19 protein-coding genes, 1 tRNA gene and 1 riboswitch are annotated in these 22,211 nt (G+C 58.1%); of the genes, 8 read left to right on the forward strand and 12 right to left on the reverse strand.

Translation table 11 applies throughout. The features are described from left to right. Window positions 1-2: 2 nt before the first annotated feature. The 7 genes from aroA to GFH31_RS03605 all read left to right on the forward strand — a co-directional run bounded on the left by aroA (window position 3) and on the right by GFH31_RS03605 (window position 5,348). Window positions 3-1,265 carry a 3-phosphoshikimate 1-carboxyvinyltransferase gene (gene aroA / locus GFH31_RS03575; RefSeq protein WP_153498194.1) on the forward strand — a complete coding sequence of 421 codons (1,263 nt, stop codon included), beginning with the start codon at window positions 3-5 and terminating at the stop codon, window positions 1,263-1,265. Between the two features lie 64 nt (window positions 1,266-1,329). After that, entirely contained in the window at window positions 1,330-2,325 is a 996-nt protein-coding gene (locus tag GFH31_RS03580; protein WP_118655879.1) for a chorismate synthase, read from the forward strand. Between the two features lie 162 nt (window positions 2,326-2,487). Continuing rightward, complete coding sequence (locus GFH31_RS03585) at window positions 2,488-3,039, forward strand: YceD family protein (protein WP_101572610.1); 552 nt, start codon at window positions 2,488-2,490, stop codon at window positions 3,037-3,039. Between the two features lie 34 nt (window positions 3,040-3,073). After that, a complete protein-coding gene (gene rpmF, locus GFH31_RS03590; protein WP_081032593.1) occupies window positions 3,074-3,256 on the forward strand; it encodes a 50S ribosomal protein L32 in 183 nt (60 codons plus the stop codon). A gap of 20 nt (window positions 3,257-3,276) precedes the next feature. Then, complete coding sequence (gene plsX / locus GFH31_RS03595) at window positions 3,277-4,221, forward strand: phosphate acyltransferase PlsX (RefSeq protein WP_081032592.1); 945 nt, start codon at window positions 3,277-3,279, stop codon at window positions 4,219-4,221. Then, window positions 4,221-5,234: a beta-ketoacyl-ACP synthase III gene (locus GFH31_RS03600; protein ID WP_055204844.1), complete on the forward strand. Its 1,014-nt coding sequence runs from the start codon at window positions 4,221-4,223 to the stop codon at window positions 5,232-5,234. Before plsX ends, GFH31_RS03600 begins: the two co-directional genes overlap by 1 nt. Before the next feature lie 42 nt (window positions 5,235-5,276). Continuing rightward, window positions 5,277-5,348, forward strand: a tRNA-Arg gene (locus GFH31_RS03605). Between the two features lie 240 nt (window positions 5,349-5,588). Here the strand turns inward: GFH31_RS03605 and GFH31_RS03610 are convergent. After that, on the reverse strand, window positions 5,589-9,554 hold the full coding sequence (locus GFH31_RS03610) for a hypothetical protein (RefSeq protein WP_153498193.1): 3,966 nt from the start codon (window positions 9,552-9,554) through the stop codon (window positions 5,589-5,591). 249 nt (window positions 9,555-9,803) lie between these two features. Between GFH31_RS03610 and GFH31_RS03615 the strand changes: the two genes are divergently transcribed. Beyond that, window positions 9,804-10,616, forward strand: a complete 813-nt coding sequence (locus tag GFH31_RS03615; RefSeq protein WP_118655874.1) for an SDR family NAD(P)-dependent oxidoreductase — start codon at window positions 9,804-9,806, stop codon at window positions 10,614-10,616. Window positions 10,617-10,765: 149 nt separating this feature from the next. On the opposite strand, the gene GFH31_RS03620 is transcribed toward GFH31_RS03615, so the two are convergent. From GFH31_RS03620 to GFH31_RS03670, 11 genes are all read right to left on the reverse strand, one after another. Further along, complete coding sequence (locus GFH31_RS03620) at window positions 10,766-11,815, reverse strand: acyltransferase family protein (protein ID WP_118655872.1); 1,050 nt, start codon at window positions 11,813-11,815, stop codon at window positions 10,766-10,768. Window positions 11,816-12,193: 378 nt separating this feature from the next. Next, window positions 12,194-12,451, reverse strand: coding sequence for a GlsB/YeaQ/YmgE family stress response membrane protein (locus tag GFH31_RS03625; RefSeq protein WP_055204833.1), 258 nt, complete (start codon window positions 12,449-12,451; stop codon window positions 12,194-12,196). Window positions 12,452-12,546: 95 nt separating this feature from the next. After that, window positions 12,547-13,074 (reverse strand): alpha-ribazole phosphatase family protein, encoded by a 528-nt coding sequence (gene cobC, locus GFH31_RS03630; RefSeq protein WP_153498192.1) that lies wholly within the window; start codon window positions 13,072-13,074, stop codon window positions 12,547-12,549. Then, entirely contained in the window at window positions 13,040-13,819 is a 780-nt protein-coding gene (locus GFH31_RS03635; RefSeq protein WP_101572598.1) for an adenosylcobinamide-GDP ribazoletransferase, read from the reverse strand. Before GFH31_RS03635 ends, cobC begins: the two co-directional genes overlap by 35 nt. A 91-nt stretch (window positions 13,820-13,910) precedes the next feature. Beyond that, window positions 13,911-14,948, reverse strand: a complete 1,038-nt coding sequence (cobT, locus tag GFH31_RS03640; RefSeq protein WP_118457868.1) for a nicotinate-nucleotide--dimethylbenzimidazole phosphoribosyltransferase — start codon at window positions 14,946-14,948, stop codon at window positions 13,911-13,913. Between the two features lie 3 nt (window positions 14,949-14,951). After that, window positions 14,952-15,461 carry a bifunctional adenosylcobinamide kinase/adenosylcobinamide-phosphate guanylyltransferase gene (locus tag GFH31_RS03645; RefSeq protein ID WP_101572594.1) on the reverse strand — a complete coding sequence of 170 codons (510 nt, stop codon included), beginning with the start codon at window positions 15,459-15,461 and terminating at the stop codon, window positions 14,952-14,954. Then, window positions 15,454-16,479: an ABC transporter ATP-binding protein gene (locus tag GFH31_RS03650; RefSeq protein ID WP_153498191.1), complete on the reverse strand. Its 1,026-nt coding sequence runs from the start codon at window positions 16,477-16,479 to the stop codon at window positions 15,454-15,456. The genes GFH31_RS03645 and GFH31_RS03650 overlap by 8 nt, the downstream gene beginning before the upstream one ends. Further along, window positions 16,479-17,510, reverse strand: coding sequence for an iron ABC transporter permease (locus GFH31_RS03655; protein WP_101572590.1), 1,032 nt, complete (start codon window positions 17,508-17,510; stop codon window positions 16,479-16,481). Before GFH31_RS03655 ends, GFH31_RS03650 begins: the two co-directional genes overlap by 1 nt. Further along, window positions 17,507-18,625 carry an ABC transporter substrate-binding protein gene (locus tag GFH31_RS03660; protein ID WP_118457870.1) on the reverse strand — a complete coding sequence of 373 codons (1,119 nt, stop codon included), beginning with the start codon at window positions 18,623-18,625 and terminating at the stop codon, window positions 17,507-17,509. The genes GFH31_RS03655 and GFH31_RS03660 overlap by 4 nt, the downstream gene beginning before the upstream one ends. A gap of 313 nt (window positions 18,626-18,938) precedes the next feature. Beyond that, a riboswitch (cobalamin riboswitch) is annotated at window positions 18,939-19,151 on the reverse strand. 125 nt (window positions 19,152-19,276) lie between these two features. Then, a complete protein-coding gene (locus GFH31_RS03665; protein ID WP_118457794.1) occupies window positions 19,277-20,698 on the reverse strand; it encodes an NADH-quinone oxidoreductase subunit N in 1,422 nt (473 codons plus the stop codon). Window positions 20,699-20,708: 10 nt separating this feature from the next. Continuing rightward, window positions 20,709-22,202 carry a NuoM family protein gene (locus tag GFH31_RS03670; RefSeq protein WP_055204819.1) on the reverse strand — a complete coding sequence of 498 codons (1,494 nt, stop codon included), beginning with the start codon at window positions 22,200-22,202 and terminating at the stop codon, window positions 20,709-20,711. Window positions 22,203-22,211 lie beyond the last annotated feature (9 nt).

Genomic DNA, 22,211 nt, shown 5'->3' on the forward strand with positions numbered 1-22,211 from the left:
ACATGGACATCACCCTATCCGAAGGAACCGTATCGGGCAGCGTTACCGCCCCCGCATCGAAAAGCTACGCGCAGCGGGCGATCGCCGCCGCGCTGCTGTGCGAGGGCGAAAGCGTCCTGTCGAACATGGTGCAGTGCAACGACACCCGCGCCGCGCTGCAAGTCGCCGCCGACCTCGGCGCGAAAATATCGGCTCACGAAGACACATACACGCTGCACGGCGGCCTGCATCCGCGCAAACGCCAACTGAACATCGGCGAATCGGGCCTGGCGACCCGCCTATTCACGCCGATCACGGCGCTCTGCACCGAAACCATCACGCTGACCGGCAAAGGATCGATCCTCAAACGCCCGATCTCGATGATGGAAGAACCGCTGCGGCAACTCGGCGCGACGGTCAGTTCGCAAGGAGGCTACCTGCCGATCCACATCCGGGGAGCCATCCGCGGCGGCAACATTACGGTCGACGGTTCGCTCAGTTCGCAGTTCATCACCGGGCTGCTGATGGCGCTGCCGCTGGCCGCACAGGACACGACCCTGACGGTCAACGACCTCAAAAGCCGGCCGTACATCGACATGACGATCGGACTGCTGAAAAATTTCGGCATCGACATCAAACACAACGACTACCGGCAGTTCTTCATCGAAGGAGGCCAACGCTACGTCCCGACGCGCTACCGCATCGAAGGCGACTGGAGCGGCGCCTCGTGCCTGCTAGTCGCAGGAGCCACGGCCGGTCGGATCACGGTCGAAAACCTGAATCCGCTGTCGCTACAAGCCGACACGGCCATCATCGACGCCCTGACCCGGGCCGGGGCCGAAATCACGACGACGGCCGATTCGGTCACCGTCCGCCGTAACGAACTGCACGCGTTCGAATTCGACGCGACGCACTGCCCCGACCTTTTCCCGGCGCTCGCCGCGCTCGCCGCCAACTGCGACGGCACTTCGGTCATCCGAGGCACACACCGGCTCATCCACAAGGAGAGCAACCGCGCCCAAACCCTCGCCGACGTTTTCGGCGGCATGGGAGTTGCGGTGGACATCGAGACGGAGAACGAGATGCGGATCATCGGCGGAACGATTCACGGCGCTACGGTCAGCAGCCACAACGACCACCGGATCGCCATGGCGGCGGCGGTAGCGGCGCTGAACAGCGACGGGGCCGTCACGATCCGCGGAGCCGAAGCGGTCGACAAATCCTATCCGGAATTCTGGGACGATTTCAGAAATCTGGCCGGACGCGAGGCGGAAGATAAATTGTAAATAATTACGGATACGCACAGGCTTTTTCACTTTGCGACGGGCCTGATCCTAAAAATAAACCGAAATGAACAGTTTTGGCAGATTATTCAGAATTTCCATATTCGGAGAGTCGCACGGCGAAGCGGTCGGCGTGACCCTCGACGGAGTACCCGCGGGACTCGAACTCGACGAGACCTCTTTCGAAAAAGACCTCGGCCGCCGCAAAAGCGGCAAACGCGGCACGACGCCGCGTAAGGAGAGCGATACGCCGCACCTGCTGACGGGCGTCTTCAACGGCCGCACGACCGGCGCGCCGTTGACCATCCTGTTCCACAACGAAAACACGCTGTCGGGCGACTACAAAAACCTGATCACGCATCCGCGCCCGTCGCATTCGGACTGGGTGGCGATACAAAAGTTCAGGGGATTCGCCGATTACCGCGGCGGCGGACACTTCTCCGGCCGGCTGACCCTCGGGCTGGTCGCGGCCGGCGTGGTAGCAAAAAAAATACTGGGCGGCAAGATCCGGATCGAAAGCCGCATCCTTGAGATCGACAACTGCAACAACCCGGACGATTTCCCGAAAGTCATCGAAGCCGCGCTGCGTTCGCAGGATTCGGTGGGCGGTATCGTCGAATGCACGGCCACCGGCGTACCGCACTCGCTCGGCGAACCGTTTTTCGATTCGGCGGAGAGCGTCATCAGCCACCTGTTCTTCTCGATCCCGGCCGTCAAAGGCGTGGAATTCGGCGCCGGATTCGAAGCGGCCCGGATGCGCGGCAGCGAGCACAACGACCCGATCATTTCGCCGGACGGAACCACGGCCACGAACAACGCCGGAGGAATTACCGGCGGGATCACCAACGGCAATCCGGTCGTGGCGCGGGTCGTCGTCAAACCGACCTCCAGCATCTCGTCGCCGCAAATCACGCTGAACACGGAAACCGGGAAACCCGAAGAGTTGAAGATCAAGGGCCGTCACGACGCCTGCATCGCGCTGCGCGCACCGGTCGTCGTCGAAGCGGCGATGGCCATCGCGTTGTGCGACCTGACATTAATCGCAAAGTCGCAACGTCCATAGCGCGGACGATCGGCGGAAACGGGATTCCGTACCTTCCGGCCAGCACTCCGGACAATACGGAAGGTACGTTTCCCGTTAGCACGGATAGGATACTCTATTATTCACGGAAGGTTTGGCAATTACGTTTAAATTATATACCTTTGCGGTCTGTTTTAGCATAGGATGAGTACGCTTACAAAATGTTCCATAGCCCATAAGGCGCTGAGTGTCGGGACACACCGATTCGATTTCAAAATCGGCGATCGCTTTTTCGAAGCTTTCGAAGGATCTGAAATCCATCGGGGAAAAGCCGATGTACAGGTCGTGCTGAACAAGCAAAGCAACCTGCTGACCCTCGATTTCAGGATCGAAGGGGAAGTCTGCGTGACCTGCGACCGCTGCCTCGAAGAGTTCATGATGCCGGTCGGCTATACGGGAACGCTTGCCGTCCGCTACAGCGAAACGGAGCAGGAAAGCGACGGCGAGGTGATGTGGATCGGCCCGTCCGAAACCGAGATCGACTTGTCGCAGTACATCTACGAAAGCATCTGTTTGAGCTTGCCTTACCAGCGGGTGCACCCTGTCGGCAGCGATGGTAAAAGCGGTTGCGATCCGGACATGCTGGCGCGGTTCAACATCGTAAGCGAAGAGGAATTCGACCGGCTCACCGGCAACGAGCAGACCGAAACGCTACAAGACAAACTAAAAACGAAAAAGTCTACAAACGAAAAATAAACGAGAATACTAACAGTAGTAAATATCTTTAAAAATGGCACATCCTAAACGTAAGATCTCGAGCACGAGACGGGACAAAAGAAGAACTCATTACAAAGCCGAAGCACCTACGATTTCTACCTGCTCGAACTGCGGAGCAGCCGTGCTTTACCACCGGGTATGTCCCGAATGCGGATTCTACAGAGGCCGCTTAGCGATCGAAAAGAAAGCCGAATAGAGTCCTAAAGTCATAACCGTATGACGAAAATAGGAATTGACGCAATGGGCGGAGATTATGCTCCGCAGGCGGTGGTGTCGGGTGCCATCAAAGCGTCCGGCCTCATCGGCAGGGACAGCAAAATCGTCCTGTTCGGAGACAAAGTCCGGATCGAGGAGATTCTGTCGCGCGAGAACTGCCCGCCCGACACGTTCGAAATCGTACCGACAACCGAGGTTATCGGCATGGGAGACAATCCGTCGCAGGCATTCCGCCAGAAACCCGATTCCAGCATCGCGGTCGGCTTCCGTTACCTGATGGAACAGAAAATCGACGGTTTCGCGAGCGCCGGCAGCACCGGGGCGATGATGGTCGGCTGTATGTGCACCGTCAAGCAGATCGAAGGAATCATCCGCCCGGCCATCTCGTCGGTCATCCCGACCATCGACGGCGGCGAAGTGATGCTCCTCGATGTCGGACTGAACGTGGATTGCAAGCCCGAAGTGTTGTGCCAATACGGTACGATCGGCAACCTGTATGCGCAGGGGGTCATGCACAAGGAAAACCCGCGCATCGCCCTGCTGAACATCGGAGAAGAGAAGGAGAAGGGCAACCAGCAGACCAAAGCCGCCTACGAGATGATGGAAAACTGCCACGATTTCAATTTCGTCGGCAACATCGAAGCCAAACACCTGTTTTCCGGTGAAGTGGCCGACGTGGTGGTATGCGACGGGTTCGTCGGCAATACGATCATCAAACAGGTGGAAGGCGTCTATTCGATGGCCCTGCACGACGGTCTGAAAAACAGCTATTTCAACAAACTCAATTACGAAACGGTAGGCGGAACCCCTGTACTGGGCATCAACGCTCCGGTGCTGATCGGTCACGGCTGTTCGAGTGCCGAAGCGATCAAGAACATGGTGCTCCAGACCGAAAAAACCATCAAGGCTCAGCTGGATTCCAAACTACGAGAAAGATTTAGTTAATGGCAAAAAAGAAAACCGCAGCAATAACTGGCGTCGGCGCATATTTGCCCGATTACATTCTGGACAATATCGAGTTGAGCCAGATGGTCGATACATCCGACGAATGGATCATGTCGCGTATCGGCATCAAGACCCGCCACATCCTGAAAGGAGAAGGGCTGGGCACCTCGTTTATGGGCGAAAAAGCCGTCCTCGACCTGCTCGAAAAGACCAATACCGACCCGATGGATATCGAAATGGTGATCTGCGCAACGGTCACCCCCGACATGTTCTTTCCGTCGACGGCCAATCTGATCTGTTACAAGACCGGGATGAAACAGGCGTTCGGGTTCGACTTGTCCGCAGCCTGCAGCGGCTTCCTGTTTGCACTGAACACGGCTTCCAAATACATCGAAGCCGGTACGCATAAAAAAGTGATCGTGATCGGCGCCGACAAAATGTCGTCGATCATCAACTACAAAGACCGCAACACCTGCCCGATCTTCGGGGACGGCGCGGCAGCCGTGCTGCTGGAGCCTTCGACCGAAGGCTACGGCGTACAGGACGCTATCCTGCACTCGGACGGCGGCGGCGGCCAACACCTCTACATGAAGGCGGGCGGCTCGGCCTATCCGGCCACGCACGAAACCGTCGAAAACAACTGGCACTACGTCTATCAGGAAGGACAGGCCGTATTCAAAGCCGCCGTATCGAACATGGCGGATACGTCGGTCGAAATCATGGAACGCAATAAGCTGACTCCGGACGACATCGCCTACCTGGTTCCGCATCAGGCCAACCTGCGCATCATCGAAGCGACGGCCCACCGCATGGGACTCGCCAAAGAGAAGTGCATGATCAACATCAACAAGTTCGGCAACACGACCGCAGGCACCATTCCGCTCTGCCTGTGGGACTACGAATCGCGGCTGCGCAAAGGCGACAATCTAATCCTTTCGGCTTTCGGCGGCGGTTACACTTGGGGCTCCATTTACGTCAAATGGGCCTATAACGGCGGCGATTTTTCGAAATAACCGGATAACTTTTATTCCCTTTTACGGAGAGGATAAATGGACGGTCTCATAGTTCAAGGGATAGAACGGAAGTTTCCTAAACTTTAAATGCAGGTTCGAGTCCTGCTGGGACCACAAGCAGGCTGACAATCTAATGATTGTCAGCCTGCTTTATTTCAACAAAGGGCTACGGCCTTTTAAAAGCCCCCTGGCCCCGTTTAAAGACGAAACCGGAATATCCCGCACGTCCCGATCGCCGGTATGCTCTACGATCGCACAAAATTTTCGCGTGACGGCCGGGGTACGATCATCACGCGAAAAGAATCGAATAACCGACGACCGTGCGGCATCAACCGCGCTTTCGGCCGACTGTCGCTACGGCATCATACAAACCCTCCGCAGGCCGATCCATGCATAAGAAGTCCGGGTGTTCCGATCGACCAGTTCGAGTCGCAGATTGCGGCCGGAAAAGGCCGAAACGTCCATGTATCGGTGCGTAAGACTGTGTACCCCGGCCGACAGCATGACAGCCAGCTCGCGGCCGGTATCGGCGTCCAGCAGCCGAATACAGAGCGTTTCGTTCCCGTCGGGATCTTTCATCGCCGTTCCTCCCTGGGTGTCGAAGTCGAGCTTCGCACACCACTCCGGCAACCGGAACGCCGGCGACAATGCCCGGCCCACGGCGGTTTCTCCGTTTTTGGCCAGCGAATTCAGGGTCGCTTCGTTGAACAAGGCAGGCACCGGAGCGACCGAGAACGCATCTCCCTCGATCTGCCACCGGGACAGCGAATCGGGAGCCGTCAGATCGAACAACGGCACCGGGGGCAACCGGCGGGCGGGCGGAAACCACGGCGTACCGGCCAGCGCGCCGAAACGGTCGGCCGAATAACCGGTAACGGCCACCAGTCCCAGCGCGGAAATATCGTCCAGCGCTTCCAAGTCGATCCACGCCAATTCGCGGATACGTTCCAAATCGAGCTCGACCACCGCGAAGACACCCGAACGGGTGACCGCTGCCGCGCTGCCGCTCCACCATACCGGCTGCGGAAAAGCCGGAGCCCGGCCCTCGGGCCGATCGGCCTGAACCGGAGAAAGCAGCGACAACGGAGGAGCCGTCAACGAACGGTTCTGCTGCGTCGTCGCGAACTTTCCCACGGCCGACGGCGGGCACGACCAATCCAGATCGCCCGGAAAACTCAGCGTCCGCGTCACCTCGCCCCCTTCCGCATCGCGCACGGTGATACGCGCCACGCGGGTGAACATATCGGCATTATCGAGCAACGGCACGAACAGGAAATAAAGTTTTTTACAATGCAAACCGTCGCCCGGAATCCGGATAAACGGAGTTCCGTTGCTGCGCGACAAAGCCGCGAAGCGGTGCGACGGAACCCGGAACGATAGCCCAGGAATCTGCGGCACACGGAACTCGCGAGTCGTATCGAGCGCCTCCATCGGCGGCGGGCAGGAGTGCCAGGGCGGATGATAAAAGGCCTGGTATTTCCGGACTTTCTGCCACGATTTGTCGGGCGTATCGAGCAATCCGTCGATCGCGATCGGACGCAGATTCTCTTTCAGGAACGAATCGAACGGCCCGGCTTCCGGCAGGTCGCCGAACGCCAGCCTCAGCGGAAGCGACTCTCCGCCGGGCAAGGTCAATTCGGCACAATTGACGCCCGGCGCAAAGAGCGTTGCGTCGCCCGCTCCGAAAGCGATATTCCGCCGGCACTCGCTGCGCGGCGCCAGATCGACGCAGAACGGGAAAGCGGCTTCTCCGACACGCAGCACGGCCCGGCCCGTCACGGCCCGGTCGGTATTGTTTCGCAGCAATACGTCCGCCGACAAAGAGTCCGTAAACTTCAATCCGCCGAGCGGTACGGCCTCGAACCGGGGCAATACGGTCAGGTCGACCGGAATGTAAAACCCGACGCCCTCGCCGGTCTGGGCGCGCACGAACAGCGTACGCCGGCTGAAATTCAGTTCGCCCAACGCCCCGAACGACCGGTACTCGTCGAGCAATCCCTTTTTCAGAGTCCCCCGCAGAACATTTCCGTCGGTGCATACCGACGCCAATAAGCCGCCGCGGTCCTCGATTCCGAGCAATTCGGCGCCCTGCAGCGCGACCTGTAACGATTCGCCTTCGGCCACCGATCCGGGAACCGAAAGGTTCAACGGCACGGGATCGAACGTCACGACAATCCGCGAATGATTCTCGGCTGGCAGTTCGGCTTCGGCGAACACGCCGTCGATACCGGACCGCAGGCGAACCGGAATCGGTTCGCCGTGATCGGTCAGCCGCACGTTCGTGCAAACAGGTAACGACCATCGGATTTTCCGGGCGAGTTTCGCGGTCGTATGCAGGTCGTATTCGAGCCGGTTTCCGGATCGCCGGAAATCGACCCGATGGTTTTTCAGCCGCATCGAAGCGGAAGGCCAATCGTCCGGAAAATTGGGCGACACCCGGATATACCCCTCCGGAGCGTGCATTTCCAGGCCGAAAAGCGCCTCGACCACAGCCGCCACATACAACCCTGCCGGAGCCGAGAAATAAGCCGGAACCGCTTCGGTCGAAACTTCGGGCCACGATCCCCGGTGGTTGTCGTCCATTACCCAGCCGGCCAGCGCATGCAACGGATCGGACACCCGGTTGCGCAACCCGGCGGCCGCGTATCCCCACGCGCCCCACGGCTGCTGAGCGGCTCCGGCCTGCATTCCCCAGGTCCCGACCGCATGATACGGAAAATTATTGGAACAATAAATCGCTCCGGAGCTGTCGGTCAGCCGGTCGGACAGGTGTCGGAGCGACGTATAGGAATCCAACAGGTCGGTTATCCCGAAAATAGCCGGATAGGTCAGCGTATGGTACTGTCCGTCGAGCCGGGGATTGCCCTGCAGATCGTCGAAATAGACGAACCGCCCGAGATCGGAACGCCACAATTTCGCGCGCAGCCGCGAGACGGTCTCGTCGGCGCGGGCGCGCCACAGCAGCGACGCGGTAGTATCCCCGAGTCCGGCGGCCAGTTCGCTGCGAGTACGCATCATGTTGATCCCTTCGACCGACGGGGTCGTTCCGTCGCCGGCGGTAGCCACGTAATCTTCCTGATTGCCGATCTGCAGACCCCAGCCGAGCAGCAAATTGTCATTCCTGTCGTATTCGGCGAACGTCTGGCCGATTACCCGGTCGAGCACGGGCGCCGTCGCGGCGGCAAAATCGAGGTCGCCGGTAAAATTCCAGTAACGGCGCACCTGCCATGCCCAGAACTGGTTCGTCCCGCCGAAATCGCGACGCGTAAAACCGAATGGCGCGAAATGCGGGATCGACCCGTCGGAATTGATCATCTCGGCCTGTTTGAGCGTCGTGGCGCGCGAACGGTCGGTCTGACCGAGCCACTCGGCCGCCGCAGTCTGCTGCATGTGCCACAGCGAAGTCCAGTGATGGATGCACTCGACCCAGCCGTACGGATCGACCCAGGTATATTCGAGCGTGGTCAGCGCGCTGCCGAAAGCCTTGTCGATCAACGAATCGGGGGTCTCGATCCGGTTCGCAAGCAATTCCCCGTAATGACGGTCGACATCGTCCAACGCCCGGGACATATCGAGTCCGGAGATCTTTACCACCCGGGCCCGGTCTTCGGCAAAGGCGAGCAACACTTCGCCCGACCCGCCGGCGAAAGCGCAGTCGAGGTACTCTCCCCCGCCCTCGCCGCGCCGGACATCGACGACGGCGGAAGTCCGCACTCCGGTAATCGCGCTATGTTCGCCGGTGGCGATCAGGTAGGTTTTACCCTGCTTGTCGATCCGGTTGTCGCGCGGGTCGAGCGGCTCGAACGGCACTTTGTTCATATCCTCGAAAGCCGACCGTTGCCAAAACGATTCGCCGATCATCAGGCGCACCGTCGCTTTCGGTTCGGTGCGGATGCTGTACACGGCGGCCCCGACCCGGGTGGATTCGCCCGTACCGACCATCAACAGCGTAAACCGGCTCTCGACCTCGACGCCGCCGAGCCGGAAACGCGCCTCGACGCCGCCCGGAAAATCCTCCACGCGGATATCGGTCGCCTCGGCCGCGGTATAAATGCGGCCGTCCACCTCGACCTGCGGCACGATGCGCGCGAGGGCCGTATATTGAATCCCGTAATTCTCGCGCACGTAAGTCAACAGGCGCGATACCGGAGCCCGTTCGTAAGTGCGTACCAGCGCATAGTTCCAGGCCGCCATCCGGTCCATCGGCTGCCGTTCGAAATGTTCGGGAGCCAAGGATTGCGTTCGTGCGGGAGATCCCGTTCCCAACACAACCGCCGTTAGAAAAAGCTGCGCAAAGCGCAAAAGTCGTATTCGTTTCATAAGCAGGTTAGGTTAGAACTATAAAGGTACGTATTTTACTGGATTTCCGATCTCGATCTGCACGGAATTTCTTCCGACACAACCGTTTGCCGCATCCGAACTATTATCTATCTTGCAGAAGAAAATCCCGACGGGAACGAATTTTGCAGACACCGGGAGAAGGTCTGCGGCGGGGATCGCCATCGTCCATTTTCCGCCCGAACCGTCCGGATCGTCCGGCTGCATGAAAATTTATTAAACCATAATTTGATGAAAAGATTCGAAAACAAAGCGGCGCTCGTAACCGGAGCGGCCAAAGGAATCGGTTTTGCCACGGCCGAGCGGCTATGCGCCGAAGGGGCCTCGGTCGTCGTGGCCGACTACGACCTGGAAGGAGCTAAAAAGGCCTGCCAAACCCTGAACGACGCCGGAGGAAACGCCGTCGCCGTCTATTTCAATGCGGCGGAACTGGAAAGTTCGCGCGACCTGGCGGCGCATACGCTGAAAAATTTCGGCCGGATCGACGTGGTCGTCAACAACGCCGGGTATGCCGATCCCAAACGGGACGCCGACCTGCTGCACGCCGACCTGGATTATTTCGACGAAGTGTTCCATGTGATGGTTCGCAGCATGATGGTCATTACGCAGCAGGCAGTCGCCTGGATGACGGCCAACGGCGGCGGCGCGATCGTCAACGTCGCGTCGATCGGAGGGTTGACCGGCAACCTGACGGGCTGCTATTACGGCATCTGCAAAGCCGGTTCGGTCAACTTCACGCGGTACGTAGCCACGCAGTACGGCAAAGCCGGCGTGCGATGCAACTGCGTCGCGCCGGGACTGGTGTTGACCCCAGCGGCCGAACGGTCGCTGACCGACGAGTACAAGGAACTGTTCATCGCGCACAATGCGGTGGATTACGCCGGGCAGTCGGAAGACATCGCCGGAGTGATCGCCTTCCTCGCTTCCGACGACGCCCGTTACGTGACCGGGCAGACGGTCGTGGCAGACGGCGGCTGCACCTGCCACAATCCGACGGTCAGAGACATGCGCGCTTTTGCGGAAGGACAGACTACGTTCAAATAAAGGAAAATACGGTGCAGGCCAAGGCCCCGCAGACCGTAAGCATAACGGCAGGGACGACACAACAGCCGTCCCTGTCGGTTTTTACAGCACTGTATGTTGAAACTGGGAAAAGAATCCGTCGTCCGGTGAAACGAATATGACATGCCCCATCACAATACCCGTTTCATCCCCGGAATACTCCGCACCAGATAAACCAGCGCGAACGACACGACCGTCGCGCATATTCCGATAAAAAGAAACTTGACCGTTCCGCTTCCCATATCGAACCCGTCGAATGCATATTGCAATCCGATGATGACGAACAGGTGGAAAAAATAAACGCCGTACGCCTGATCGGCCAGCCATCGGCGGAAAGGGGACGTCCGATTGAATCTTACTCTGTACAGATAGATCAGACCGAAACTCAGCGACAGACAGAGGAGCGCTTCATACCACCACCAATTCTTCCAGATATTGTTTCCCAGAAAAGGGTAAACCGGACGCAAATAAACCAATAAAACCATCAATCCCGCCACCGCGAGCAGTACCTTCCCCACCGACGGAGACAATGATCCGAACCAATCGTTCCGGTAAGCGACAATTCCCAGCGCAAACATCAGAACGTATTGGGGAAGATGGGCGGGTTCGCTACTCAAAAAACCTCCCAGCATTTTCCAGTGGTCGATCGGATTTTCCAACCGGACATAATAAGTAACGGCGGATAACCCGGCTGCCAAAAGCAAAACACGCAGTAAATTCAACCGCCTGTCCCGTTTCAGTCCCCATTCGTATTTTCTGCACGCTTCGTAAATGCAAACATAGGCCAGCGAATAAAACAACAGATGTTCCAGAAACCACGTATGAGCGAATTCCGCTTTTCCGGTAACCGATAACGACAATATCAGCACGACCAGCATGGGAACGCCCAAGCGGATCGCCCTTTTGCGAACAAATTGCTTCGTACCGCTTCTATCCAGGCTTCCGGGTATAAAATAAGCCGAAATCAAAAAAAACAACCCCATGAAGAAAGCCGCGTTCACCGGAAAGAAATTTCCGAGCCAACCGACATATTCATGCGATAAGGAAGGGGAGTAAGGCCACGCTCCTCCGTCGCCGTACGCCTGACCGGCATGATGAAATACGACCAGTACCGTGAGAAGCACTTTCAAATTATCAAGGTAATGGCATCGTGTAACGGAAGGAAGCACAGTAGTCGGCATAAGAAAGTCAATATTCGGGTCAGTATTTATAAAGATACGAAAAATTTTTCCCTATTCCAAATTGAAAAGGCGGGGACTTCCGGAATCGGGATGATTCCCTGAAGTCTCCGCCTTTTGTTACGAGGCAGAATCTGCCGTTTGCAGGTTACCGGGAACGGAAAGCCGTTCCCGTCGGAACATCGCGCGAAGTAAAAACTTACCCCCGGATCGAAAAATTTATTTCTTATCCGTCTTCGACGAGCTCTTCCCGTCCATCGGTTTTTTCTTCATGTCGTCCGAATCTTTGGGGCGTGATGACGATCCGCATCCGCATCCCCCTTTCTTAGTGCTTTCCATAATACGATAATTTATAAGTGAAACATTCTTTACTTTTTTCGGTTATTGCTGTCTTTGTTTTTTATGGCTCAGCAGCGAAGCGATCCACAGCAACACGATCGCCCCGACGAGCGACGCGATCAGGCTGCCCAGCGTCCCGACGGCGACCAGCCCGAACAGGCTCAGCAGCCATCCGCCGAGCACCCCGCCGACGATACCGATCACGATATTGAGCAACAGGCCCGAACCGCTGCCCTTGACGATCAGACTGGCGATGTAGCCCACGATGAGCCCGATCAATAAATACCACAGAAAATACATAATTCCGTTTTTTATGTTCTACGAACGTTTCCCGGAATACATCAATACCCGTGCCATGTCGGCCGGGAAAAGAGCGGAAAACCGTAGGAAAAAGGTCAGAATTGCAGCGTGACGACGCCCCCGTATGGGGCAGGCTCCGCAAACGCCTGTTCGACAGAACACGAGTCGGCGACCGTGCGCGCGCAGGCGATCACCCCGCCGTGCGTAAAAAACAACACGCGACTCAGGCCGGCCGCTTTCAACCGGCCGATAAAAGAACCGACGCGGCCGCACATTCCATCGAACGACTCGCCGCCGGCCGTCGGCGCATGCATCCAGTCGGCGAACCATACTTTCAGCCGGGGATCGGAAATCGCCATCCACGGCCGCATCTCCCACGCCCCGAAATCCATTTCCAACAGGCAGGATTCCCGCACGGCGTCCGGCCAACCGCAGAAAGCCGCCAGCCGCTCGCAACGGCTGAGCGGACTGGTGTAAACGGCATCGAACGGCGGCGTCGGCAAAGCCGCCGCAACGGCGGTCGCCTCCTGCGGAAACGTCGCCTTCAGCGGCACATCCGTCCGTCCGTAGCAAACGCCCGGCGGAACGTCAACCGAGGTATGCCGCACCAGTACCGCTTCCATAATATCGGTATAAAACGACCAAAGCCACATAAAACGAGCCCTCGCACAACAGGAATGCCGCACCGCAGCAATCCCCCGTGTACCCGCCGATACGGCGTCGCATCTGTCGAATAAGCCACGCAATGCACGCGAACGGCGCAAGCCCGGCAAGCCAGTAAGGCGGATAAAACAGCGACAGCATCGGCAGCACACCGAACGCCGCGCCGCAAACTATTTCGCCGACGCGCATCGGTGCATACACCACGCCGGATTTGCTCTGAGCCGCCGGACGCGCGTAAGGCAGGAAATTGATCGTCATCGACGCGACGAACTTGCAGAACGGATCGCCGCAAAGCACCGCCGCACACGCCACCGGAACCGGCAGCGAAGCGAGCAGCGCGACGAGCAGCCCGAAATAGAGAATCAACCCGATGATTCCGTAACTGCCTGTACGGGAGTCTTTCATAATGGCCAGCGTCTGCTCCCGGGTTCTACCTCCGCCGAAACCGTCCAGAAAATCGGAAAGCCCGTCTTCGTGCAACGCCCCGGTCAGCAGCACCCGCGCGATAACCGCCGCCAGCACGGCCGCCGGCACCGGCAGTAGGAACGCCGCACCATACAACACCCCCGCCGTCACGGCAGCGGTCAGCCACCCGGTCGCGGACCAATAAGCCACCACCCGCCGGTAACAGGCGTCCGGAACCCGCACGACCCGCCACAGGGGCAGGCGTGTGAAAAAGATCAATGCGGCGGCAAGCTGTTTCATTTCAAAATCCGTATTAAAATCGAGGGCGGAATTTCGTCCGGAACGTTCCGCTGCAATCACCCGCAGACATCGCAGCGCGCACTCCCCTCTTCTAAAAATATTTGGTAACGCCGGCGTCGCCGAACGAAGCCATTTCGGCGAGCATCCGCACGGCCGATTCGACGATCGGATAAGCGCACACGGCGCCGGTTCCCTCGCCCAGACGCAGGCCGAGGTCGAGCAGCGGTTTCGCTCCCATCGCATCCAGCAACAGGGCGTGTCCCGACTCGTCTCCCCGGTGCGCGAACACCGCATAGTTCAACACTTCGGGATAAAGCTTCGATGCGGCGAGCATACAGTTGGTCATAATGAATCCGTCGACGAGGATCACCATTCCCAGCTCGGCGGCCTGCAACATCGCCCCGACTGCCATCACCATCTCGTAGCCGCCGAACCAGCGCATCACGTCCTCCACCGAACGATCGCCCGCATATCCGTCGAGCGCCTGCCGCAATACATGGCATTTACGGCGCACCCCGGCCGAACCGAGTCCGCTGCCGGCCCCGACGCACTGTTCGAGCGGAGTACCGGTCAGGCAGGTCATCCACATCGACGAAGCCGACGTATTGCCGATCCCCATTTCGCCGAAACTGATGACGTTGCAACCGTCGTCGCGGCACATCGCAGCGACCGAAGCGCCGCGTTCAACGGCCAGTTCCATCTCCTCGCGCGTCATGGCCGCCGTATCGACGAAATTACGCGTCCCGCGGCGAATCTTCAGGTCGATCAGTCCGTCGGCGGCAGGCAGCTCGGCGTCGACGCCGGCATCGACCACTCTCAGCCGGAAACCGTGCTGCCGACACAGGAAACTGATCCCCGCCCCGCCTTTCAAGAAGTTATCGACCATCTGCCGAGTCACTTCTTTCGGCGACAGGCTGACTTTCTCTTCGGCAACCCCGTGATCGCCGGCAAAAACGATGTTGTACGGCCTGTCGAGCGACGGGGTAAGCGTCTGCTGTATCCACCCGATCTGCAAAGCCAATTCTTCGAGACGGCCGAGCGATCCGAGCGGCTTGGTCAGCCCGTCAATCTTCTGTTGCAACGCCGTACGAATCTCCGCATCGGGCGTCTTTATCGCAAAGTTTTTCATCATCTATTTAACTTTTATCGGTATGCCGGACACCATCAGTACGACGCTTCCGGCACGTTGTGCAATGTATTGGTTGACCCACCCCTGCAAGTCGGTAAAACGGCGCTGCAACGGATCGGTCGATACGCCGCCGAGCCCGATCTCGTTGGTCACGAAAATAAAGTCGGCGTCCTGCGCGGCCAACCGGTCGAACTCGCTTTTGACCGCGTCCAGCGCCCGGTCGACATCCGAATCGAAATCGTAAAAAAAATTCGTGCACCACAGCGTCACGCAGTCCACCACCACCGTCCGGCCGCGAAAATCACGGCGGCTCAAGTTTTTCGGTTCCTCGACCGTCTCCCACTGCGGCCCCCGGTCGGCACGATGGCGTTCGATCCGGAGTCGGTGCTCCTGGTCCCATACGCGCGAAGTCGCCAGGTAGACCGGACGATCCGAACGCTCCAGCGCCAACCGCTGCGCATACGAACTCTTCCCCGAACGGGCGCCTCCCGTTATCAAAGTAATACTACCCACAATCGGTTTCGTTTAATAATTCTATCCATTCGGCGAACGATGCACAGCGTACCGCAACACCGTCCGGACGGAAAAATTCGATATTGTCCGCCGCATGTACGCTGAGCCGCATTCCGTCATTACCGTCCGCGCCGGACTGCGCCGCATAGCCGTTTCGCATCAGCGCATTCCGGGCCCACAGTAGCAACCGATCGTCGGCAGCCTCGACGGACACGGTCCGCCCCACCCCGCCGCAATGCCGAAAACGGCCGTTGTCCGGATCGAATTCCACGTCGCCCCGGCTGAAAAAACGGTTCAGCGAACCGTTCAGCACCAGGTCTTCGGTCGTTCCACACAACAATCCGTTCTGCTGCGACATCAGCCACAGGCTGTCGGCCAACAGCAGCGCCTGATCGACGTCGTGCGTCGACAGCAGCACGGCCTTATGCTCCTCGCGCGCCAGGCGGTGCAGCAGGTTCATCACCTCGATCCGGCTGATAATATCCAGAAAAGCGGTCGGCTCGTCGAGTAGGATGACCGGGCACTGCTGCGCCAGCGCCTTGGCGATCATCGCTTTCTGACGTTCCCCGTCCGACAGTTCGGCTACGTAGCTTCCGGCTTTGCCTGCTATTCCGACCGCTTCCATCGCCCAATCGACGACCCGCCGGTCCTCCGCGCCGAGATTTCCGAAAAAACCCGTATAGGGATACCGACCGAGAGCGACCAACTGATGCACCCTCAGTCCCCCGGCATACACCTTATCGGTCAACACCACGCCGACCAACCGCGAACGACGGGTCTCGGAATACTTCCCGAACGGCTCGCCGCACAAGCGGAGCTCGCCGTCCAACAGCGTCCGCCCGCCGCCGAGCGTCTTCAGCAACGTCGATTTACCGGCGCCGTTCGGGCCGAGCAGGCAGGTCAACTCGCCGGCACGCAGCGAAAACGACAGACCCTCGTGCACACGCCGGACGCCGCGCCCGCCGAGGCGGTAGCCGATCGAGAGGCGCTCTCCGGTTATCACGCAACGACGCTCCATCAGTTGAAATATTGTATCCGTTTCTGGTTCACGATCACATAAATAACCACCGGAGCGCCGACCAGCGGAGTGATCGCGTTCAGCGGAATCACGCCCGATGCGCCGGGCAGCAGGCTGATCAGGTTGCACAGCAGCGCGACGCAGGAACCGGTCAGCATCACCGCCGGCAGCAACAGCCGGTGATCGGCCGAACCGGTCATCAACCGCGCCAAATGCGGTACGGACAACCCGATAAAGGCAATCGGCCCGCAAAACGCCGTCGAAACGGCCGTCAACACCCCCGTACAGATCAACAGCAAGATCCGCACGCGCTGTACGCGCACCCCGAGATTCTCGGCATAGCGTTCGCCGAGCAGCAATGCGTTCAGCGGCTTCATCAGCAGTAGCGCGACGAACAGTCCCGCCCCGATCAGCAGCGCGAACAGCGGCATCTGCCGCAACGAAACGCCCGAAAAATCGCCCATCCCCCACAGCATGTAGGAATACACGCCGTCCGACGTCGCGAAAAAATTCAGCAGCGAGATCATCGACGAGGCCAGGTAGCCGACCATAATCCCGATAATCAGCAACATCACGTTGCTGCGCACCAGGGTCGAAAAAAAGATGATGATGCACAACACCGCCGTCGCTCCGACGAATGCGCCCGATACGACGGCCATATAACCGCTGAGCATGAAACCGCCCGTACCGCCGACCGTCCCTCCCAGCATCAGCATCACCAACGCCACGCCGAGACTCGCCCCCGTATCGATCCCGAGAATCGACGGGCCGGCCAACGGATTGTTGAACACGGTTTGCAACATCAGTCCGGAAGTAGCCAGCGCCGCACCGGCCAACAGCGCGGTCACGGCCTGCGGCAACCTCGATTCGAGCACGATAAACGACCACGAAGCCTGTCCGGCCTCCCCGCCCGTCAGGATGCCGAGCACCGCCCGCAACGGAATCGGCACCGACCCCAGGAACAGGCTGGCCGCAAACAGCACCGCGACACAGCAAGCCGCCGCAACGATATACCGCACCGAAATGCTCACTGCCGCATCCTGTTAAAATACCGCAACCGGTATCCGGGTATCGTCCCCGGATGAAAAATCTCGATCAGGTCGCCCAACACCCGGTCGGGATGCATCGGCATTTCTTCGTAATAAGGCGTTTCCCCGGTATTGCAGACGAAAATATTCCGGTTTTTAAAAGCGTCGAAATGCCGGTAAGGTTCGTACTCCGTCTGCAGTTCCGCATAGGTCAGTTCCTGCGGCGCATTGTATTTAATAAGCCAGAAATCGGCTCCCTGTCCCTTTTCGAACACCGTCTCGAACGCCAACGGCACCGAACCGGTAGTCGGGTCGTCGGCCCAGATGTAATCGGCCCCGGCATCGCGGTACAAGTTGGCAATGTAACTGCGGCCCCCGGGAACATACCATGCCGATCCGTATTTTTTCTCGGACAGTACGGTCGGACGCACGCCCACCGTATCCGTCATCCTGCACAGCGAATCGTATGCCGCCGCCGTCTGCCGGAATAGCGAATCGGCCCGCTGTCCTCTGTCGAAAAACAACGCCATGAAACGCATCCATTCGGCCCTTCCGAGCGGCGTAACCTCCATATAATCGACGCATTCCATGATCGGAATCGCCGTTTTTTCGATCCGTCCGTAACCGACGTTCTTGAACGGCGAAGCGATGATGATGTCGGGCGCCAGGTCGATCACCTTTTCGACATCCGGCGACGAAGCCTCGCCCAGGTCGGCAATAGCACCCCGGGCCACCCCGTCGCGAATAAAATCCAGGTCGATATAACGGGGCTCGCAAACCCCTACGATCCGGTCGCCCACCCCCAGTTCGTCCAGCATACCGCAGTGCACGGCCGAATAAACCACGACCCGCTGCAACGGCGTCCGCACGATATTTCCTTCCGGAAGTCCAACCGGCAGCGGCCTCTCGCGGTCGACGAGCACATAACGACGCAGCAACCGGAGGCTGTCCCACGGACTGAGCACGTCGACGAGCGTATAATCCCGGAAATGCTCGACCCGATAATGCCGGGCATATTCTATCCGGAACGCTTCGCCGGCGCCTTCGCCGGATTTCCGGCCCGATCCGCACCCCGCTCCCAGCAGTATGACGGACAAAAAAAGAAAAAACGATCGAATCAATCTCATCGGAATACCCATATTTTCCGGTTGAACTTACAAAGTTACGCAAATTACCGATCCCCTACAAACCGAAACAAGGACAGATGAGCACCTTATTCAGATCCTCATCCGTCACTCAGGGGGAAAACTACTTATCATATTCGTAAAAAACGTCGTTCGCAGGGCGTCGATCCTGTAAAACCGTTTTTCCGTAATATTCGTCCGGCTGCTCCGAAATAAAATAAAAGAGGAAGAAAAAACGCGAACCCGGACAACTCCCGTCCGACCCCCGCAAAGAATCAACCCATTCCGCTTTTTACCCGAAGCACAAATGTTTCAAACGAATCGAGGCAGGTCTTCTGGCTCGCCTCACATCCGGCAGTCTTCCCATCCTTACGACAGTGACTTTCAGAATCGCCGGACATTTTCCGAGGCTTACAGCTGCGGGTACAGCTCCGGGATTGAAACGACGTTTCGCACCGGATTCCCTATTACGGCCATTCCGCGTCGCTGCGGTCGGGCCACCTTGATTCAACTGGAAGCAAAGGTAAAGCGTTTTTACGAACAATCAAACGTTCCCGACGGTTTCCGGTAATTTTTTTTGCACATTTTGTACACAAACGAAAAAGCCGGCGAGTTTCACCGGCTTTTATAGGATTCGATCCCACGCTACATTCCGTAGCTCAGCAACGAGATCCGATCGTACACCACGCTCAGGACTCCCAACAGCAGGATACCCATGCTACAAGCCACCAGACTGGCACGCATGTACCCGTCGCTGCGGAACGCGGCGATCGGCGCCTCGTTCTTGTTGATGAACATGGCCTTGACCACGAGCAGATAATAGTACAGCGAAATAATCGTATTGATCAGCGCGATCAACACAAGGATGTAATACCCTTGCTGGGCGGCGGCTGCGAAGATGAAGAACTTGCTGAAAAATCCGGCGAACGGCGGAATCCCGGCCAGCGAGAACATCGCCAGCGTCATCACCAGCACCAGTTTCGGATTCGTTGCGTACAATCCGTTGTAATCGTCGATCGTCACCTTGCCGGAGCGGTTCTCAATCGCCGAAATCACGCCGAAAGCGGCCAAGTTGGACACCATGTAAACCAATATGTAATAAACCAGCGAAGTCATACCGAGAGCCGATGCGCTGATCACTCCCAGCACGATGTAACCGGCCTGCGAAATCGACGAATAAGCCAGGAAACGTTTGATATTGCGCTGTCGAATCGCGAACAAGTTGGCGATCGTGATCGTCGCGATGATTACGCCGTAGAGCACGCCCTGCCACTGGGCTGCGATCGGAGAGAACACCTTCATCAGGATCGTCATCAGCACAAACACGGCAGCCCCTTTCGAAATGACCGACAGGTAAGAGGTAACGGTCGTCGGAGCGCCCTGGTAAACGTCGGGCGTCCACTGGTGGAACGGCACGAGCGAAATTTTGAAGAACAGCCCCACGACGAAGAACAGGAAAGCCATGATCTGCAACGGCGAACCGTTCACGGCGGCCGGGATGTCGTCGAAATAGAGCGTTCCGGTCGTACCGTAGATCAGCGACATACCGTACAGCGACAGCCCCGATGCAAAGACGGCGTTCAGGATGTATTTGGCTCCGGCTTCGGCCGATTCGCGTTTGAACTTATCGAAAGCGACCAACGTAGCCATCGGGATCGACGCGGTTTCCAGTCCGATAAAGAAGAACAGGAAGTTGCCGGCCGAGATCATGAAGTACATGCCCAGCAGCGTGGTCAGCGTCAGGAAATAGAATTCGCCGCGCTTGTGGACGGTCGTATCGCTTTTGAGCCAGCCCTCGGCCTGCATCAGCACGATCAGCGTCCCGACGTTCAGGATGCTTTTGACGACGCCCATCATCGGCGTGTACTGGTACATGCCGCCGAATGCTTCGCCAGCGACTCCCGGCACGATGTTCAGCAACGTATGTACGCCGAACAGAATGCACGCTACGGGCTGGAAATACCGCAAACCGTTCTTCGAAGCCATCAAATCGTAGAGCAGCAGGATCACCATCACGGCGATCAGCGACAGCTCCTCTTTCATCATCAGAAAATTACTGTAATCCATATAGCGTCCTCTATTTCATTAACTGTTGTACAACGGGCAGCAAACTGTCGTTGATCATATTCGACACCCACAACGGCGCCATACCGAGTCCGGCGATCGCCACGATCAGCACGACGACCGACAGGCGTTCGAACCACACGGCGTCGGTCAGCGCCAGGTGATCCTTATTCAGTACCGAACCGTAAAACACCTTGCCCACCATCCGCAGGATATAAACCGCCGTAATCACGATCGACGAGCAGGCGACGATCGTAAAGACGCGGTGGAACGTATCGGTATGCTCGAACGAGCCGACGAACACGGTCATCTCGGCTACGAATCCGCTGAGTCCCGGAAGCCCCAGCGACGCCAGTCCGGCGATTACGAAGCAGACGCTCAAAAACGGCATCACCTTCATCAGACCGCCCATCTCGCGGACATCCCGCGTATGGGTGCGTCCGTATATCATCCCGATCAACGCAAAGAACAAGGCCGTCATCAGTCCATGCGACAGCATTTGCAACACGGCGCCGGTCATCGCGGTCTGGTTCAGCATCAGGATCGCGAACAGCACCAGTCCGCAGTGGCTGACCGAAGAGTAGGCGTTGATGTATTTCAGGTCGGTCTGCTTGATTGCCGAGAACGCTCCGTAGACCACGCTGATACCGGTCAGCGTCAGGAAAATCCATGCCAGTTCGTTGGCCGCCTCGGGCATCAGGAAGATCGCCACGCGAAAACAACCGTATCCGCCGAGTTTCATCAGCACCCCAGCATGCAGCATCGAAACGGCCGTAGGCGCCGAAGCGTGACCGTCCGGCGACCACGTGTGGAACGGAAACATCGCGCCGAGCACCCCGAAGCCGACGAACGTCAGCGGGAAGAACAGGTACTGCGCGCTCATCGGAATCGTATGTTTGGAGATTTCGAGAATATTCATCGACAGTTGACCGCCTTCGGGCGCCGAATGGAAATAGATGCCGAGGATGCCGACCAGCAGCAGCGCCGAACCTCCCATCAACATCAGCGTCAGTTTCATCGCCGAATACTCTTTCCGGCCGGTTCCCCACACGCCGATCAGCAGGTACATCGGGATCAGCGCCACCTCGTAAAACATGAACATCGTGAACAGATCAATCGAAATGAAGAATCCGAACACCCCGATCGACAGCAGCGAGAACCATGCGAAAAACTCCCGCGGTAGCGGCGACATTTTCCACGAAGCGAACACCCCGGTAAAGACGATCACCGACGACAGCAGCAACATCGCCACCGAAATACCGTCGACGCCGACCGAATAGTGGATATTCAGCGGAGCGTACCACACCGCATCGGCCGTGAACAGCATTTCGGCGCCGTTCCCCGCGCTGCGTTCTCCCAGATACATCGCCACCAGCGCCACGGACAGGCCCAGCAACAGCGAGGCGCCGACTACCATGATCGCACGGATGCGGCGGATGTCCTTCGTGAGGAACATCGCGCAGGTCATCAGCAGCGGTATCAGTACAAATAAAGATAAAAAGTTCATATCCGTATC

It is taken from the genome of Alistipes sp. dk3624, assembly GCF_009557455.1.
GTDB classification, from domain to species: Bacteria; Bacteroidota; Bacteroidia; order Bacteroidales; family Rikenellaceae; genus Alistipes_A; species Alistipes_A hominis.

Excerpts from the sequence above, each read along its gene's own strand:
- GFH31_RS03635 (WP_101572598.1), bottom strand. The coding sequence starts at position 13,819 with ATGAAACAGCTTGCCGCCGCATTGATCTTTTTCACACGCCTGCCCCTG.
- GFH31_RS03580 (WP_118655879.1), top strand. The coding sequence starts at position 1,330 with ATGAACAGTTTTGGCAGATTATTCAGAATTTCCATATTCGGAGAGTCG.
- GFH31_RS03610 (WP_153498193.1), bottom strand. The coding sequence starts at position 9,554 with ATGAAACGAATACGACTTTTGCGCTTTGCGCAGCTTTTTCTAACGGCG.
- GFH31_RS03670 (WP_055204819.1), bottom strand. The coding sequence starts at position 22,202 with ATGAACTTTTTATCTTTATTTGTACTGATACCGCTGCTGATGACCTGC.
- GFH31_RS03625 (WP_055204833.1), bottom strand. The coding sequence starts at position 12,451 with ATGTATTTTCTGTGGTATTTATTGATCGGGCTCATCGTGGGCTACATC.
- GFH31_RS03665 (WP_118457794.1), bottom strand. The coding sequence starts at position 20,698 with ATGGATTACAGTAATTTTCTGATGATGAAAGAGGAGCTGTCGCTGATC.
- GFH31_RS03620 (WP_118655872.1), bottom strand. The coding sequence starts at position 11,815 with ATGCCGACTACTGTGCTTCCTTCCGTTACACGATGCCATTACCTTGAT.
- aroA (WP_153498194.1), top strand. The coding sequence starts at position 3 with ATGGACATCACCCTATCCGAAGGAACCGTATCGGGCAGCGTTACCGCC.
- cobT (WP_118457868.1), bottom strand. The coding sequence starts at position 14,948 with ATGAAAAACTTTGCGATAAAGACGCCCGATGCGGAGATTCGTACGGCG.
- GFH31_RS03600 (WP_055204844.1), top strand. The coding sequence starts at position 4,221 with ATGGCAAAAAAGAAAACCGCAGCAATAACTGGCGTCGGCGCATATTTG.
- GFH31_RS03650 (WP_153498191.1), bottom strand. The coding sequence starts at position 16,479 with ATGGAGCGTCGTTGCGTGATAACCGGAGAGCGCCTCTCGATCGGCTAC.
- rpmF (WP_081032593.1), top strand. The coding sequence starts at position 3,074 with ATGGCACATCCTAAACGTAAGATCTCGAGCACGAGACGGGACAAAAGA.
- GFH31_RS03615 (WP_118655874.1), top strand. The coding sequence starts at position 9,804 with ATGAAAAGATTCGAAAACAAAGCGGCGCTCGTAACCGGAGCGGCCAAA.
- cobC (WP_153498192.1), bottom strand. The coding sequence starts at position 13,074 with ATGGAAGCGGTACTGGTGCGGCATACCTCGGTTGACGTTCCGCCGGGC.
- GFH31_RS03585 (WP_101572610.1), top strand. The coding sequence starts at position 2,488 with ATGAGTACGCTTACAAAATGTTCCATAGCCCATAAGGCGCTGAGTGTC.
- plsX (WP_081032592.1), top strand. The coding sequence starts at position 3,277 with ATGACGAAAATAGGAATTGACGCAATGGGCGGAGATTATGCTCCGCAG.